This is a genomic window from Sulfoacidibacillus thermotolerans (genome assembly GCF_003144315.1).
Classification (GTDB): Bacteria; Bacillota; Bacilli; order Alicyclobacillales; family SLC66; genus Sulfoacidibacillus; species Sulfoacidibacillus thermotolerans.
This window is the reverse complement of the sequence record NZ_MPDK01000017.1, coordinates 1-14,074: the sequence shown is the minus strand read 5'-3', so window position 1 is coordinate 14,074 and position 14,074 is coordinate 1. Positions and strand designations below refer to the sequence as shown.

General features: G+C 45.5%; 14 protein-coding genes and 1 riboswitch. Of the genes, 13 read left to right on the top strand and 1 reads right to left on the bottom strand.

The features are described 5' to 3' along the window. Positions 1 to 82: 82 nt before the first annotated feature. The 5 genes from BM613_RS09905 (at position 83) to BM613_RS09885 (ending at position 5,531) form a co-directional block, all read left to right on the top strand. A complete protein-coding gene (locus tag BM613_RS09905) occupies positions 83 to 1,246 on the top strand; it encodes a glycosyltransferase family 4 protein (RefSeq protein ID WP_109431023.1) in 1,164 nt (387 codons plus the stop codon). A gap of 112 nt (positions 1,247 to 1,358) precedes the next feature. After that, positions 1,359 to 2,693: an ammonium transporter gene (locus tag BM613_RS09900; RefSeq protein WP_109431022.1), complete on the top strand. Its 1,335-nt coding sequence runs from the start codon at positions 1,359 to 1,361 to the stop codon at positions 2,691 to 2,693. A gap of 231 nt (positions 2,694 to 2,924) precedes the next feature. Then, positions 2,925 to 4,229, top strand: a complete 1,305-nt coding sequence (locus tag BM613_RS09895) for a uracil/xanthine transporter (protein ID WP_109431021.1) — start codon at positions 2,925 to 2,927, stop codon at positions 4,227 to 4,229. 29 nt (positions 4,230 to 4,258) lie between these two features. Then, positions 4,259 to 4,753, top strand: a complete 495-nt coding sequence (gene def / locus BM613_RS09890) for a peptide deformylase (protein ID WP_109431020.1) — start codon at positions 4,259 to 4,261, stop codon at positions 4,751 to 4,753. Positions 4,754 to 4,781: 28 nt separating this feature from the next. Then, a complete protein-coding gene (locus BM613_RS09885; protein WP_109431019.1) occupies positions 4,782 to 5,531 on the top strand; it encodes a TVP38/TMEM64 family protein in 750 nt (249 codons plus the stop codon). Between the two features lie 75 nt (positions 5,532 to 5,606). On the opposite strand, the gene BM613_RS09880 is transcribed toward BM613_RS09885, so the two are convergent. Next, the gene (locus BM613_RS09880; RefSeq protein WP_109431018.1) at positions 5,607 to 6,035 is read right to left on the bottom strand and encodes a hypothetical protein; all 429 of its coding nucleotides are present in this window, start codon (positions 6,033 to 6,035) and stop codon (positions 5,607 to 5,609) included. Positions 6,036 to 6,099: 64 nt separating this feature from the next. On the opposite strand from BM613_RS09880, the gene BM613_RS09875 reads away from it, so the two are divergent. The 8 genes from BM613_RS09875 to BM613_RS09840 all read left to right on the top strand — a co-directional run. Then, positions 6,100 to 7,131: a DUF294 nucleotidyltransferase-like domain-containing protein gene (locus BM613_RS09875; RefSeq protein ID WP_109431017.1), complete on the top strand. Its 1,032-nt coding sequence runs from the start codon at positions 6,100 to 6,102 to the stop codon at positions 7,129 to 7,131. Next, positions 7,121 to 7,867 (top strand): 3'-5' exonuclease, encoded by a 747-nt coding sequence (locus BM613_RS09870; RefSeq protein ID WP_181363037.1) that lies wholly within the window; start codon positions 7,121 to 7,123, stop codon positions 7,865 to 7,867. Before BM613_RS09875 ends, BM613_RS09870 begins: the two co-directional genes overlap by 11 nt. A gap of 63 nt (positions 7,868 to 7,930) precedes the next feature. Beyond that, positions 7,931 to 8,860, top strand: a complete 930-nt coding sequence (locus tag BM613_RS09865) for an NAD-dependent epimerase/dehydratase family protein (protein WP_181363036.1) — start codon at positions 7,931 to 7,933, stop codon at positions 8,858 to 8,860. 234 nt (positions 8,861 to 9,094) lie between these two features. Further along, positions 9,095 to 9,203: riboswitch (guanidine-I (ykkC/yxkD leader) on the top strand. Positions 9,204 to 9,262: 59 nt separating this feature from the next. Beyond that, positions 9,263 to 10,408 carry an agmatinase family protein gene (locus tag BM613_RS09860; RefSeq protein ID WP_109431014.1) on the top strand — a complete coding sequence of 382 codons (1,146 nt, stop codon included), beginning with the start codon at positions 9,263 to 9,265 and terminating at the stop codon, positions 10,406 to 10,408. Positions 10,409 to 10,460: 52 nt separating this feature from the next. Further along, positions 10,461 to 11,411 (top strand): metallophosphoesterase family protein, encoded by a 951-nt coding sequence (locus tag BM613_RS09855; protein WP_219930672.1) that lies wholly within the window; start codon positions 10,461 to 10,463, stop codon positions 11,409 to 11,411. Positions 11,412 to 11,454: 43 nt separating this feature from the next. Beyond that, a complete protein-coding gene (locus BM613_RS09850) occupies positions 11,455 to 13,044 on the top strand; it encodes an APC family permease (RefSeq protein WP_181363035.1) in 1,590 nt (529 codons plus the stop codon). Positions 13,045 to 13,091: 47 nt separating this feature from the next. Then, a complete protein-coding gene (locus BM613_RS09845) occupies positions 13,092 to 13,829 on the top strand; it encodes a hypothetical protein (protein WP_109431011.1) in 738 nt (245 codons plus the stop codon). 14 nt (positions 13,830 to 13,843) lie between these two features. Beyond that, the coding region (locus tag BM613_RS09840; RefSeq protein WP_219930671.1) for a hypothetical protein at positions 13,844 to 14,074 on the top strand (231 nt) is incomplete at its 3' end.

Genomic DNA, 14,074 nt, shown 5'->3' with positions numbered 1-14,074 from the left:
AAAATCACTCACTTTCACGTTCAAAACTGCACAGTGGGATAGCGCTGATGCCAAAGCAAAGAGCGAAGTGGAGGTCAAAGGTATGTCAGATCTAAAAATTCATCTTATCGCACCTGGTGGTGCATTTTTACCGCCGCACCCGTGTACATCGGTTGAAATTTATCTCTATCATATATGGCGAAACTTGCGTGCACGTGTCGACGTGAGTCTATATGGGAAACAAACCGTTTTACGTGGAGTCCAACAAAGTGTGGAAAATGTGAGGTTACCTCACGCCGTTGGGAAAAATTATTTGTCGGAAGTACTTCGAGATTGTGATCGCAATCTTGATGAAAATTCAAAAGCAGCACATCTTTTTCAGATCGACAATCGTCCTCACTATGTGCGTCTCTTAAAAGCAGCAAAACCAGCAGCGAACGTGTTGCTCAGTTTGCATTCTTTGACTTTTCTGGCACAGAATAGAATTTCACCTGTTGATGCTCGTGTTGCTTTACAGAGTTCTGATCGCATCATTGTCAATAGCGAATTTATCAGAGGGGAATTACTTCGTCGTTTTGCGTTTGCGAAAGATAAAGTGCACGTGATCTATCCAGGGGTTGATCATCACCTTTTTCATCCAGTCTTCTCCGAGGCGGAGAAACGAGCCCGTGCCCGTCTGCGTAGAGAACTGAAAGTTCGGGAGAATGAAATTGTCACCTTATTTGTAGGTCGCTTGATCCCGCGAAAAGGTGTAGATCTAGCGATTCGCGCTGTACAACAGGCGCGTGCAGACTATGGGGCAGAGGTTGTGTTATGGATTGTTGGGACAGCGCCTAAAGTGGCCAAAAGTTATATGTACCGTTTGCAACAATTGGCAAGGAAAGGGGCTATTCGTTTTTTGGGATATCAAAATCATGAACAATTGGCGGATATTTTTCGGGCAGCGGATATTTTCTTGTGTCCATCGCAAAAAGCAGAAGCTTTTGGGCTTGTGAATCTTGAAGCACAAGCGAGTGGGTTGCCTGTACTGGCGAGCGATCAATGGGGGATTCGTGAAGCAATCGCAGCGGATGTCACTGGGTATTTGCTTCGACCATATGAGCATTCAGAATCTTTTGCTCGCGCGATTGCACAGTTGGCAAGCGAGCCCTCTGTGCGTGCCAAACTCGGGAATAATGGCCGCCATCGCATCATCAAACAGTTTACTTGGGAAAGAGTTGTCGAGCAGTACTTGCAGCAATACATGAGCATAGCAACTATCGACTGAATTTTTATGCGATATGCTGTATTGAATATTGACAGACAATCAAGGCACGTGTAAGATTAGCCGTAAATAAAAATCACATGCCACGTCATCAAACATAACGGAGGGGAATTTCATGCTAAACTCGGGTGATATGGCTTGGATTCTGGCTTCATCCGCACTTGTTTTGCTGATGACACCAGGACTTGCTTTTTTTTACGGCGGCCTTGTGCGCAATAAAAATGTCATTACGACGTTGTATCAAGTATTTGCAGTTGTTTTGATCGTTTCGGTGCAGTGGGTGATCTTTGGGTATAGCTTAGCATTTGGTCCTGATGTGCATCATGTGATCGGCGATCTGCAATGGGCATTTTTTAACCATGTGGGGGGAGCGCCCGATCCGAATTACGCGCCAACGATTCCAAACGAATTATATGGAACGTTTCAGATGATGTTTGCGATTATTACTCCTGCTTTGATTGTTGGTGGATTAGCTGAACGCGTGAAATTTTCGTCGTTTCTGCTTTTTATAACTCTTTGGGCGACCTTTATCTACGATCCGTTGGCGCATTGGGTTTGGGGTGTAGGCGGTTGGTTGCATAATATGGGGATTCTCGATTTTGCTGGAGGTACAGTCGTTCATATTAGTTCAGGAATCTCCGGGCTGATCTGCGCAATGTATCTTGGCAAGCGTGCCGAACACGGCTCGCCTTCCATTAAGGCGCACAATGTCCCTATGGTATTGCTTGGCGTCGCATTGCTGTGGTTTGGTTGGTTTGGCTTTAATGCCGGTAGTGCTGCAGCGGCCAATGAATTATCTGTCAGCGCATTTCTCGTCACAAATACGGCGACGGCTGCTGCTGCGCTCGCTTGGATGCTTGTAGAGCGCCTGATGACAGGTCATGCGACACTTGTTGGGGCGAGTGCTGGAGCGGTGACAGGACTTGTTGCCATCACACCAGCTTGCGGTTATGTGAATGTTGAAGGAGCACTTATTATTGGGGCGCTGGGCGGAGTGATCTGCTATTTCTCTTCGACTCTGCTAAAAGGTCATTTTGGGTACGATGATGCACTTGACGCTTTTGGCGGACACGGCATCGGAGGGACGTGGGGAGCGATAGCCACTGGACTTTTCGCCACGGTTTCTGTCAATTCTGGGGGGGCAAACGGGTTGTTTTATGGCAATCCGCATCAAGCGGTTGTGCAATTGATCGGTGTTGCTGCTACTTGGGCATTCTCGGCGATTGGGACTTTTATCTTGCTTAAGGTCGTTGACCTGCTTATGGGACTTCGCGTCACAGAAGAAGAAGAAAAAATTGGACTTGACATTGTCTTGCACAATGAAAATGCATATCCTGAAACACTGACGTGGGATGTTGCCGCGAGTGTGCTAGGTAGTTTAAAACGTCCTTCCGTCGCTCCGGAATTGCGTGTAGAGGCAACTGCGTCGGCCCATGAAACAACGCTTTAAGGTGTAGTGGAGGTATTTCCTAACATATTTTACAAGTACCGGGCAATCTCTGTATAGAGAGATTGCCCGGTTTTTAGTCGAATTTAAGGATCATGGGGTCACGAGTTTGAATGTGTATGCTACAATTATGATAGATTGAGGAAGGTGTGAGCTTTACTTACGAGAGGGGTCAGCGCCAGCTTGGGTCGCGTGTAGCCATGTCTCTAGAGTAGCGAGTTTGAGGTGGCGCAAATGAATTCGAATGCGAGGTCGTTGTTGCAAGTTCAACACTGGCTGGCAGGAAGTCAGTGGTTGCTATTTATGTTTGCCAATACGGTTGTGATTCCAGTTTCCGTTGGTGCAGCTTTACAGATGGGACCATTGCAAATTGCGGCTTTCACTCAGCGTTCTTTCCTTTACACGGGGGTAGCCTGCATTTTGCAGCTTTTTTGGGGGCATAAACTCCCCATCCTAGAGGGACAATCCGGTGTTTGGTGGGGAGTTGTGCTAAGTGTACTGCTTGGGGCGAAAGCTGCTGGCATATCTCTTGTCATAGCTGGTGGAAGTCTTGAGACAGGAATTGTTCTCTCAGGGGTACTCATCATGCTGCTTGGCGCATTTGGACTTGGCAGCATTTTGCGCAAGTGGTTTACGCCGGTTGCGACTTCAGTATTTTTAATGCTTTTAGCGACAGAGTTGATTACAATTTTTTTTCGCGGTATGGTCGGTCTTGGAGATCATTCGACCATTGAAGTAAAAGTTGCTCTCCTTTCGGTAGGCCTCGTGGTACTTGTCGTATGGCTTAACGTAAAAGGTCAACAAATGTTGCGGAATTTCGCTATACTGATTGGTATTGCCCTTGGCTGGGCAGTGTATCAATGGGGAATCACTCCGGTTCATCCAGCGCCGACAGCGAGCTTATGGATGTTGTTTCGTCCACTTGCTTTTGGTCCATTTCAGTTTGATGTCGGGATTGTGCTGACTGCTGTGATTACAGGACTGATCAACTCGACAAATACTGTCGCGACGCTTGAGAGTGTCGAACCACTGTTTGGCGTGTATGCTACAGATGAAATGTATCGCCGTTCTCTGCTTGTCACTGGGTTTAATACGGTGATGTCTGGTGTGTTTGGGCTCGTCCCGTATGCACCTTATACTTCGTCGATTGGCTTTTTGCGCTCGACACAAATTTATGGTCGATTGCCGTTTGCGCTCGGAGCTGTGATGTTTATGTTGCTAGGGTTGATCTCTCCATTAAGCTCATTTTTCTCAACGTTGCCTGTGAGTGTAGGAGATGCCGTTTTACTCGTTGCATATTTACAGCTTTTTGGGTCCGCTCTACAAAAACTGGAAGGGTTGACATTTACACCGCGCACGATCTATCGGATTGCGTTGCCGGCCTTGCTTGGTATTGCACTCCTTGCAACGCCAAGCACAGCATTTTTGTCACTGCCAAACGCATTGCGAACTTTCCTTGGCAACGGATTACTTGTGGGTGTGGCGATTTCCATTGGTTTAGAAAATCTCGTAAAATGGGATCTGATTGCAAGTTCTTAAAAGCAAGGTAATGTCTGGAGGGTGGCTGTATGGCGATTTATGAAATTGTGAAGTTTCCTGATCCGATTCTCACAACACCGGCAAAACCGATTGAAAAAGTGACACCTAATGTTTTGCGGGTGCTTGACAATATGTATGAGACGATGAAGTTTGCAAATGGAATTGGTCTGGCTGCACCTCAAGTCAATATCTTAAAACGTATTGCTGTGGTAGATGTGGAGGATGGAAAGGGGCGACTGGATCTTATTAATCCAGTTATTTTAGAAGGGCGCGACGAAGAAATTGGGCCAGATGGCTGTCTTTCGATTCCTGGACTGTATGGGGATACACCGCGTTATCGATATATTCGCGTACGTTCGTGGAATCATCAAGGAGAAGTGATTGAGTTTGAAGAGACGGACTTTCGCGCGCGCTGTATCCAACATGAAATTGACCATCTCGATGGGATTTTATTCACGTCGCGGGCAGTTCGGTTGTATCGCGAGGATGCGCAACCCGTAGGTTCTGGAAGGCGAAAAAAGTAATGTATAATAGAGCACGACAAACTTTAGGGTGCGGAGGTGGGCCGCTATCAAACCAGATGGAGCAGATGAACGAGAGCGGCCATTTGAGTTAAAACCGATTCCTGTCTTAACTGGCGTTTTGCTCTTGGCGGGAGTGGGTTGGCTTTATTTCCACTATCGCCATTCACTCTCCATTCACCATGCACTTGTCGTGATTCAGTCAGCCGGAATGTACGGGATCCTCGTCGCAGTGTTATTGATGGCAATTCTTTGTGTATTGCCAGTGCCATCCGAGTTTTTGATTGTTGCCAATATGATCATCTACGGCGTGGGTTGGGGGCTTTTCTATTCATGGGTGGGAGCGGTGATTGGGGCTGTCCTTGCGATGTACTTAACGCGCTTTTTTGGACAGCCTGTCGTTCGGCGCTTACTTCCTGAAAAGCGGCAACAACAGGTCAATGATTGGGTAACGCAACGAGGAACACTAGGTCTTTTTGCTCTGCGTTTCGTCCCTTTCGTGCCATTTCACGCTCTCAATTATATTGCAGGATTGCTAGATATAGAGTTGTGGCCTTTTGTTTGGACGACAGCACTTGGCATCATTCCCTTTGACCTTGTGATGGGGGCTTTGTTTATGGGGGTGAGTCATGGTGCTGTCATATGGGTTCTTTGGGCGTCCGTGCCGTTTGCTATCTTATTTATTCTTGGTGTGATTTATCGCAAAAAATGGTTTGTTTCTGTTACTGGAACTGCTGCTATTGAAAATACGTCAAATTCTGATCATTCGACGGAGCCTTGATTTGTCGAATTTAGATCTGCAAGTGCCGCCACGCGCAAGATGATGTGGGCGGCACTGACTAGTGAGTGGTGTATTTCATTCTTTACTGATCAAACTTTTTACAATGTCGCGCCATTGCATAGCTTTTTGCATGTTTTCTGGTGTAACGTATTTTAACGCTTTTTTAATATGCTCTGTAGGTAGTGGTTGTTGAGGTACTTGATACACAGAGCGAGGGGGAACCATTCTCGATGCATGATAGGGATGTGGATTGTGCGGTAGTCCCGGGTGTGAATGCATCGGATGCATTGGGTAGGGCGGCCGATCGATTCCTAAGAAATGCTCAAAAAGAGAAGGTTCTTTTTGTGCTTTTGCAGACTTTCCTGATTTTGCAAAGGGGATGCTTTTCCCTGCGACGCGGCGTTTGACGCCATTTCGTACGAGACCACTAAGGGCTTGTGTGGATTGATGATTTAAAATGTCAAACGCGAGTGTGCCTGCTTTTACAATGGTATTAAATTTCATGGATCCCACCCCATAGTTACTTTTCATTTATCATATGTTGTAAGAGCGGACAGGGGATGGACGGGTGCTTACTTTTGAGGATGAAAAAATCTACAGCTTGCACGCTTTGCGTGCGTTTCAGCAAAAGTTGCCACATCAGATTGATAGGAGTTTGCATGCGGATTCTGTGGAACAGACGTACCATATCTTGAGTCAACACCATCGTATGATGCATCGCCAGGCGTTTTTGCTTGCCCAAAAACAACTTCAACGCGAAGGATTAGATCCGCCCTGTGCTGCGTTTTGTTTCATTATGTTAGGGAGTGGAGCGCGCAGTGAGCAAGCGCTTCGCGTCGATCAAGACCACGCTCTGATCTTTGCTCCTTGTAGGAAAGAGGAGGAACAATCTTTACAAACTTACTTTTTCCAACTTTCTGAACTCGTATCCGCCTATTTGCATGAAATTGGCTATACGCTTTGTACTGGCAATGTGATGGCGAGCAATCCACGGTGGCGTGGGACAGTCGAAGATTGGTCTTTGCGACTTACTCGCTATCAGCAAGAACCCACTTGGGAGCATATTCGCTTTTTGCTGATTGCAGCAGATGCAGTTCCGATTTTAGGGGAAGAAGCACTCGTTTTTATGATGCGCCAACAAGTTGTGGATTACTTCGCTCGCTCATCTTTTGTGCGTTGGAAAATTGCGGATCAAGGGCGAGCGGATAAGATTCCCTTGCCACTTTGGAGAAAAGGGGTTTTCTCGCTAAAAGAAGCACTCTATTCGCCGCTTGTAAACTCGATTCGTTTGTGGGCACATAGCATTGATGTCGCAGAACCGTCCACTCTTCGACGGATCGAGCGCTTACATGAATCTCACTGTTGGAATGGAGAATTGGCACATGAAGCACAGCAAGTTGTAAGAAAAATTTTAAATTGGCGTGTGCGACTTCATGTTGATCAGTTGTTGCGTGGTGTTAAGGCTACAGATTTACTTCAATTGGAGGAACTCACGGCAGGTGAGTGGGAACAAATAAAAACTGCTGTTCGATTCGTCCGGAAACTCCAATCTCTTACAGCGAAAAGATTTCATGAACGGGGGAACACGGATGGGATTTGAACGCATACGTGTCTGGCGTCATTTGTTTGGCGGGGGAAATTCTTATAGCAGAGTGGATCAGTTAGAAACATGGCAAGGACAGGCGGAATTGCGCAATATGATTCATGCGATGCACGAACATGGATTGTTTGAGCAAAAGTTGATGGACCTTTCCTATGTTGCGATTGATACTGAATCGACAGGATTTTCTCCACGTGATGATGTTTTACTTGCTGTGGCAGGTGTCGTTTATTCAGAGGGTACAGAATCACAGAACGCGGAAAATTTCTCATCTTTCATAAAACTTCCTCCTGGAGTTTCGATTCCGCCCGTTGTTCAAGAATTGACTGGAATTACACCTGAACGGCTCGCTGGTGCGCCAACGCTTGAAGATGTTTTACAACAATTAGTCGTCTTTCTTGATGATCGTGTATTGATTGCTCACCATGCTGGCCATGATATGGCGTTTCTTAATGCGGGATTGCGTAAGACGTGGGGGGTGGAATTGACATCGCCAGTCATTGATACGGGGGAAGTCGCTCTTTATCTTCATCATTTTAAAAAATATCCAGCTCTTGATGTGCTTTTACAACTTTATGATATCACGTCAAGTGATCGCCATACGGCACTTGGTGATGCTTTGATGACGGCACGTATTTGGCAAAAACAATTGCGTTTGTTGGTTGAGGCCAAAATCGATACACTAGGAGCATTTTGGGAGACGTTTATGCGTGAGCGACAAAAGCGCCTCAATTAGGGGAAGCTTTATAGTATAATCAGGCGTATGCAATTTTGTGAGTAAGAGTAGGGGATGTTAGGCATGAGAGCGATCGTAACTGGCGGTAATGGGTTTATTGGTTCGCATATTGTAGACGCTTTGGTAGCGCAAGGAGATGAAGTGGCGGTGATTGATATTCAACCGCCAACTGAGATGTCCTTAGAATCTCTGGCTGTACAGGTAGAATTAGATATTTCATCACAAGATGCTGAGAACTTTATTGCGGAGTATCAGCCAGATGTGATCTTTCACTTGGCTGCGAAGGCTTCCGTTCCGGCATCGATTAAAGATCCAATTGACGATGCGAAAACTACGTTACTTGGTATGGTGAGAGTTTTAGAAGGTGCGCACAAGGCAGGTGCGCGTAAAGTGGTTTTTTCTTCATCAGCAGCTGTATATGGAGATCCCACAGCTCCCTTGCCACTTGCTGAAACAACTCCGCTTGACCCTATCTCTCCATATGGTGTAGCCAAGGCGGCAGCAGAAGCGTATTTAAAAGCATTTTATCACTTGTATGGGGTACAATATGCGGCTTTGCGTTATGCAAATGTATACGGCCCGCGTCAAGGTGTATCTGGCGAAGGGGGCGTGATTGCAATTTTCGCTGAGCGGATTGTGCGTGAAGAGCCGTTGCATTTATTTGGGGACGGATTGCATACGCGCGATTATATTTATGTCGAGGACGTCGTTCGCGCTAATTTATTAGCGGGACAGTATGAAGGAAACATTATCTGTAATGTAAGTACAGGCATCGAGACGAGCAATGCGCAACTGATCTCTTATTTCGAGCAAGTGGCGGGTCGGGAAATTTCTGTCTTGCACAAGCCAGAACGTTCAGGAGACATTCGAAGAAATGCGTTACTGCCGGATTTAGCGAAATCGGTGTTAGGTTTTACGGCAAAAACAGAACTGCATCAAGGTCTTTTCACAACGTATCAGTGGATGGTCAAGCATTGGGGAAGGAAAATTTAGTTTTCCTTTAGGTAAAGTTGACGCGTATACAATCCCTTCTAACTTTAGAAGGGATTGTTGTCTCTCATAGAGTCGATATGGTTCGTTGAGAAATCATCGTAGTGTTAGTTAATCTTACGTGTACAGGCTTTTTGTGATTGTTTCACACAGAAATGATGAAAGCTCTTTTGTGAATGTCAAAAAATATTACGCTATATGTTGCGAATAGTCGAAATGTATGTTATATATAGTCCATAAAAGATCACCTAGGGTTCCGCTCACCTCGTATTCGATGTGAGGACTGGACCGAGAGGTGACCATACCCGACAGGGGTGTGACACGGAGGGACAAAAACCCGGGAGATTGCTCAATCTAATTGTGCAAACTCTCGGGTTTTTTATATTCTAAAGGGGGTTTTTAGTCATGAGTTTTTATCATCATCATGGTGAAAAATATCGCGATCGAAATCATCATTCTTTTGACCGTTCAAAATTAGAAGGCATTCAGGCTGCAGAAGCGGAGGCGTTGTTGCCTAGGACGAAGGCGCAAGAGGAGATTGAGCGGGCTTTGGAATTTGGGCTTGAGGCAGCTGATTTGATTGAGGACCGCACCATTTCTTGTTTTAGTCGCGGCGAGTTACCTCACTGGGCGGGCATCAATACATTTCTAAAATTGCCTTATCTAGAAAATGTGCATGAAGTTGGAAATTATGACGCGGCAATTCTTGGTGTTCCTTTTGATATTGGAACAACCTATCGAGCGGGGACTCGATTTGGTCCGCAGGCAATCCGTCGTATATCGGCTTTATACACAACGTACAATTACGAACTTGGCGTAGATTTACGAGAGCAACTAAAGATGTGTGACCTTGGAGACGTATTTACTGTAGCCAATATTGAAAAAAGTTTTGCGCAAATTACTAAGGCGGTCTCTCATGTAATGAGTAAAGGGACGATGCCGATCATCCTTGGGGGCGATCACGCAATTGGGTACCCTTGTTTGCGAGGGGTTGCAGAAAATATAGATGGAAAAGTCGGAATAATTCATCTTGATCGTCATGCGGATACACAGGAAAAAGACATGGATGAACGCATGCATACAACGCCATGGTTTCATGCGACCAATATTCCAAACGCTCCAGCAGAGAACTTAGTGCAAGTTGGTATTGGGGGGTGGCAAGTACCAAGGGCAGGTGTACAAGTAGCGCGTGAGCGCGGGACGACCATTCTTACCATCAATGATGTCGATGAAATGGGATTAGAGCAGGCGGCAGAAATTGCACTGGAAGTAGCGTGGAAAGGTGCAAAAGCTGTTTATCTAAGCTTTGACATCGATTCGGTAGATGCAGGCTTTGTCCCAGGAACTGGATGGCCGGAACCAGGTGGATTTTTACCACGGGAAGCCTTGAAATTATTGCAATTAGTAGCTAAAGAAGGGATTTGTGCAATGGAAGTCGTGGAAGTTTCTCCACCCTATGATGTGAGTGACACAACGGCGTTGTTAGCAATGAGGGCGATTATGGATGTATTAGCTACCTTAGTAGCAAATAAAAAATTAGGCGGAAAATAAGTAGCTGCAAAGGGATCTCTAAACGAAAATCTTGTTGAGCGGAGTGAGGAATGTGGCAAAAGGAACACGGCTTTTTTATACGAGTGACATCCATGGTTCAGAACGTTGTTTTTTGAAGTTTTTGAACACAGCCAAATTTTATCAGGCAAATGTTCTCGTTTTGGGCGGTGATATCACTGGAAAGGTCGTTGTCCCGCTTATCTCTAGAGGAAACGCGTATGAGGCGCGCTTCCTCGGTCAAACACATGAAGCGCACACAAATGAGGAATTAATGGCGCTAGAAAAAGCAATTCGCTTTAATGGCTTTTATCCATTGCGCGTTACGCAGGAAGAATATGACGATCTCACGGCAGACGCAAAAAAGCAAGAAACGCTTTTTAATCGTCTCGTTGCGGAATCACTTGAACGTTGGATGGATATGGCGGAAGAGCGTCTAAAAGGGTTAGGTGTTCGTTGTTTTATCAATCCTGGCAATGACGATGAATGGATTGTCGATGAAATTTTGGCGAAGAGCAATTTTGTAGAAAATCATGATGGCGGTGTGGTTCAAATTGACGACGATCATGAGATGTTAGTGGTTGGTCACAGCAATACGACTCCATTTAACAGTCCGCGTGAGATGAGCGAAGAGGATTTGTCTCACTATATGAGCGAAGTAAGCAGAAAATTGAAATTTCCGCAACGTGCCATCTTTACGCTGCATGTTCCACCCTATGGGAGCGGTTTGGATAATGCACCTTTGCTCAGGGAGCACGAGGTTGTTACGCGCGGTGGACATACCGTGATGACCCCTGTGGGAAGCACAGCCGTGCGCGCAACAATTGAACAGTTTCAACCCCAGCTTGGACTTCATGGCCATGTGCATGAATCACGTGGTGTGAAAAAGATCGGACGTACACTTTGCTTGAATCCGGGGAGTGAATACAGTGAGGGCATATTGCATGGGGCACTAGTCAGTTTAACACGGGATAAAGTGGTAGGTTACCAACTAGTGACGGCCTGATCAAGCGGGGGCAATGCAGATTGTGAAAGAAGGGGAGATCGTTGTGATCAACAATTTTTCGCGTAAAGCGACAGGACTTGTACGCCAAGCAAAAGCATCCGATGTGTTCATTTACAATGTGAATTTTATTAACATTGCGATCGGTGTTGCGTTTATGTTTCTATTTATGCCGGCGGGATCTTATCCAGGAGATAATATGTTTCTGACAACGATTCTTTGTGCACTGGCTGTTTTACCTAGCAGCTTGGTTTATGCTTTATTTGCCAGTGCGATGCCGCGTTCTGGTGGTGAGTATGTATATGTCAGTCGCTCCTTGTCCCCACTATGGGGATTTGCCGCAAATTGGAATTACACGGTTTGGAGTTTTCTATACATCGGAGTCCCTGCTGCATTTCTTGGGAAGTATGGGATCTCTGCTGTAACGCGTATTTTGGGTGTAGTTATGCACAATCCGGGTCTGATTCAATTAGGGAACTGGTTTACAACACCACTCGGAGTGTTCATCACTGGTGTCGCGTTGATCATTCTGTATATTTTGCTTTTCAGTATTGGGATTAATGTTTACATGCGCATGCAAATGATTTTTTTTATGATCGCTTCCATCGGACTATTGGCTACTCTCTTGGTTTTCCTCTTCTTTCACGGATCATTTTCTCAAGCGTTCAATCAATATATGCAACCACTCACGCATCTAAACAATACGTATCAGGCGGTCATTTCTTCTCTTGGGTCAAACGCGGTACATTCGATGCCATTTAGTTGGCATAGTACACTCATATCGATGACTTGGCCATTTACAGTTCTAGGATTTAGTATCGCTTCGGCGTACATTGGGGGTGAGATTAAAGGTGCCAATCGGGCACAACTAATCGGCATGCCTGGATCATTATTGTATAGCGCAATCTGGATTTTGCTCTTGACCGCAGGAGTATTAAAAGTAGTTGGATTTTCTTTCATGGGTGACATTGGCGCGATGAACCCTTCATCAGTACATTTGGGCTTTACGCCAACATTTGCAGAAATTGCAGCCATGTTGACTCATAATGTTTGGCTGATTCTGTTGATCTCCATCAGTTTTATGCTTTGGACGTATACTTGGATGCCAATTTATATTTTAACAACTACGCGCAATGTGCTTGCTTGGGCGCTTGATGGATTGGCACCGAGTAAATTGGCGAGTGTGAGTGATCGAACACATTCACCGCTCTGGGCCCTCTGGTTGTCGGGCGTATTGGGAATTGGCTTTCTTTATCTTTATGCATTTGACCCATCGTTTGCGACCATTGCAGGATTTTTTGGTCAAGTGTTCACATTTATTTTAACTTCTCTAGCGGCGATTGTCTTTCCGATACGACAACGCGAAATGTTTGATGCATCACCTGTAAAATGGCGTATTGCTGGCGTTCCAGTCATTTCTATACTTGGTGTACTCAGTGTCATTGGACTTGTTTTGATCGAATGGGCGTTTCTCAATGATCCAAACTCTGGCATAAGCTTGTCAACGCCAACGATGTTATTGATCAACATTGTAGTCTTTTTGTCGGGATTCATTTATTACGGGGCCGCGCGTTTTATTCGCTTGCGACAAGGAGTTGATTTGAGTTTAGTGTTCAAAGAAATTCCACCCGAGTAAAGCGTGTCTGGGCTGTCGGATGTAGAGGAAAAAGAGGAGGCATCGACATGAAACAGTTGGAGAATCGATGGGATGATCAGATTATGGATTACCTAGTAACGAATCCCCATATGTCCTTGCGTTTGCTTGGAGGAAGGGCTTTTCGCTTGCATGTCGTAGGAAGAGTACCAGATGTGCTCATCCGGCCTCTTGGGGATTTAGATTTATTCACCATCTCTAAAGAGCGCAAAGTGGTACAAGAGTTACTTGAGACGATCGGTCTTAAAGGGGATCGGGAATTCAATCTATTAAACGGTAAGACGCGACTTCTCTATTATGCGAATCATGAAAAGGTTGACGTATTTATCGATGAGTTTTCACTCTGTCATCGAATTGACTTGCGGGAGCGAATCCATCTGGAGGCACAGACTTTACCTCTTGCAGACTTACTGCTTACGAAGTTACAAATCGTTGAATTAAATAGAAAAGATATGATTGACCTTGTCGCACTTCTCCTTGTTGCACCGCTAGTCGAAACGGATCAACCATCAGCTATAAATATACGTTATCTGGCTAAGATGTTAGCAAAAGATTGGGGGTTATGGCGTACGTGCACAAAAAATTTGCAATTGCTCGTTAATGAGATGTGTACACTCATCGCGGATGAGATGCAGCAATCAAAAGTATTGGAAAAAATTAATACGCTACAACAAGCGATTGATCTCACACCGAAATCGGCAGCTTGGCGCATGAGGTCTGTAGTAGGAGAACGCGTAAGATGGTATGAACTACCAGAAGAGCCTTGAGAGGATGGTTGAATGTGGAGACGAACTTGACTCCAAAGCATCATAGATTGCGTCAAACTTTTTCGCTGCTTGATCTAAGTAGTTTGTCAATTTCGAGTGTTGGCCCTGCATTTAGTATTTCTGCGACTGCCGGCGTGATGGTGGCCTACAGTGGAATTTATAGTTTGCTGGCCGTTGTTTTAGTAGCGATCCCCTTTCTCCTCTCTGCTTTTATTTTTCGTGTACTCAATCAACATTTCCCGCAT

Bases quoted from the DNA above. Each gene is read 5' to 3' on its own strand.
- BM613_RS09905 (WP_109431023.1), top strand. From the start codon at position 83: ATGTCAGATCTAAAAATTCATCTTATCGCACCTGGTGGTGCATTTTTA.
- BM613_RS09900 (WP_109431022.1), top strand. From the start codon at position 1,359: ATGCTAAACTCGGGTGATATGGCTTGGATTCTGGCTTCATCCGCACTT.
- BM613_RS09895 (WP_109431021.1), top strand. From the start codon at position 2,925: ATGAATTCGAATGCGAGGTCGTTGTTGCAAGTTCAACACTGGCTGGCA.
- def (WP_109431020.1), top strand. From the start codon at position 4,259: ATGGCGATTTATGAAATTGTGAAGTTTCCTGATCCGATTCTCACAACA.
- BM613_RS09880 (WP_109431018.1), bottom strand. From the start codon at position 6,035: ATGAAATTTAATACCATTGTAAAAGCAGGCACACTCGCGTTTGACATT.
- BM613_RS09870 (WP_181363037.1), top strand. From the start codon at position 7,121: ATGGGATTTGAACGCATACGTGTCTGGCGTCATTTGTTTGGCGGGGGA.
- BM613_RS09865 (WP_181363036.1), top strand. From the start codon at position 7,931: ATGAGAGCGATCGTAACTGGCGGTAATGGGTTTATTGGTTCGCATATT.
- BM613_RS09860 (WP_109431014.1), top strand. From the start codon at position 9,263: ATGAGTTTTTATCATCATCATGGTGAAAAATATCGCGATCGAAATCAT.
- BM613_RS09845 (WP_109431011.1), top strand. From the start codon at position 13,092: ATGAAACAGTTGGAGAATCGATGGGATGATCAGATTATGGATTACCTA.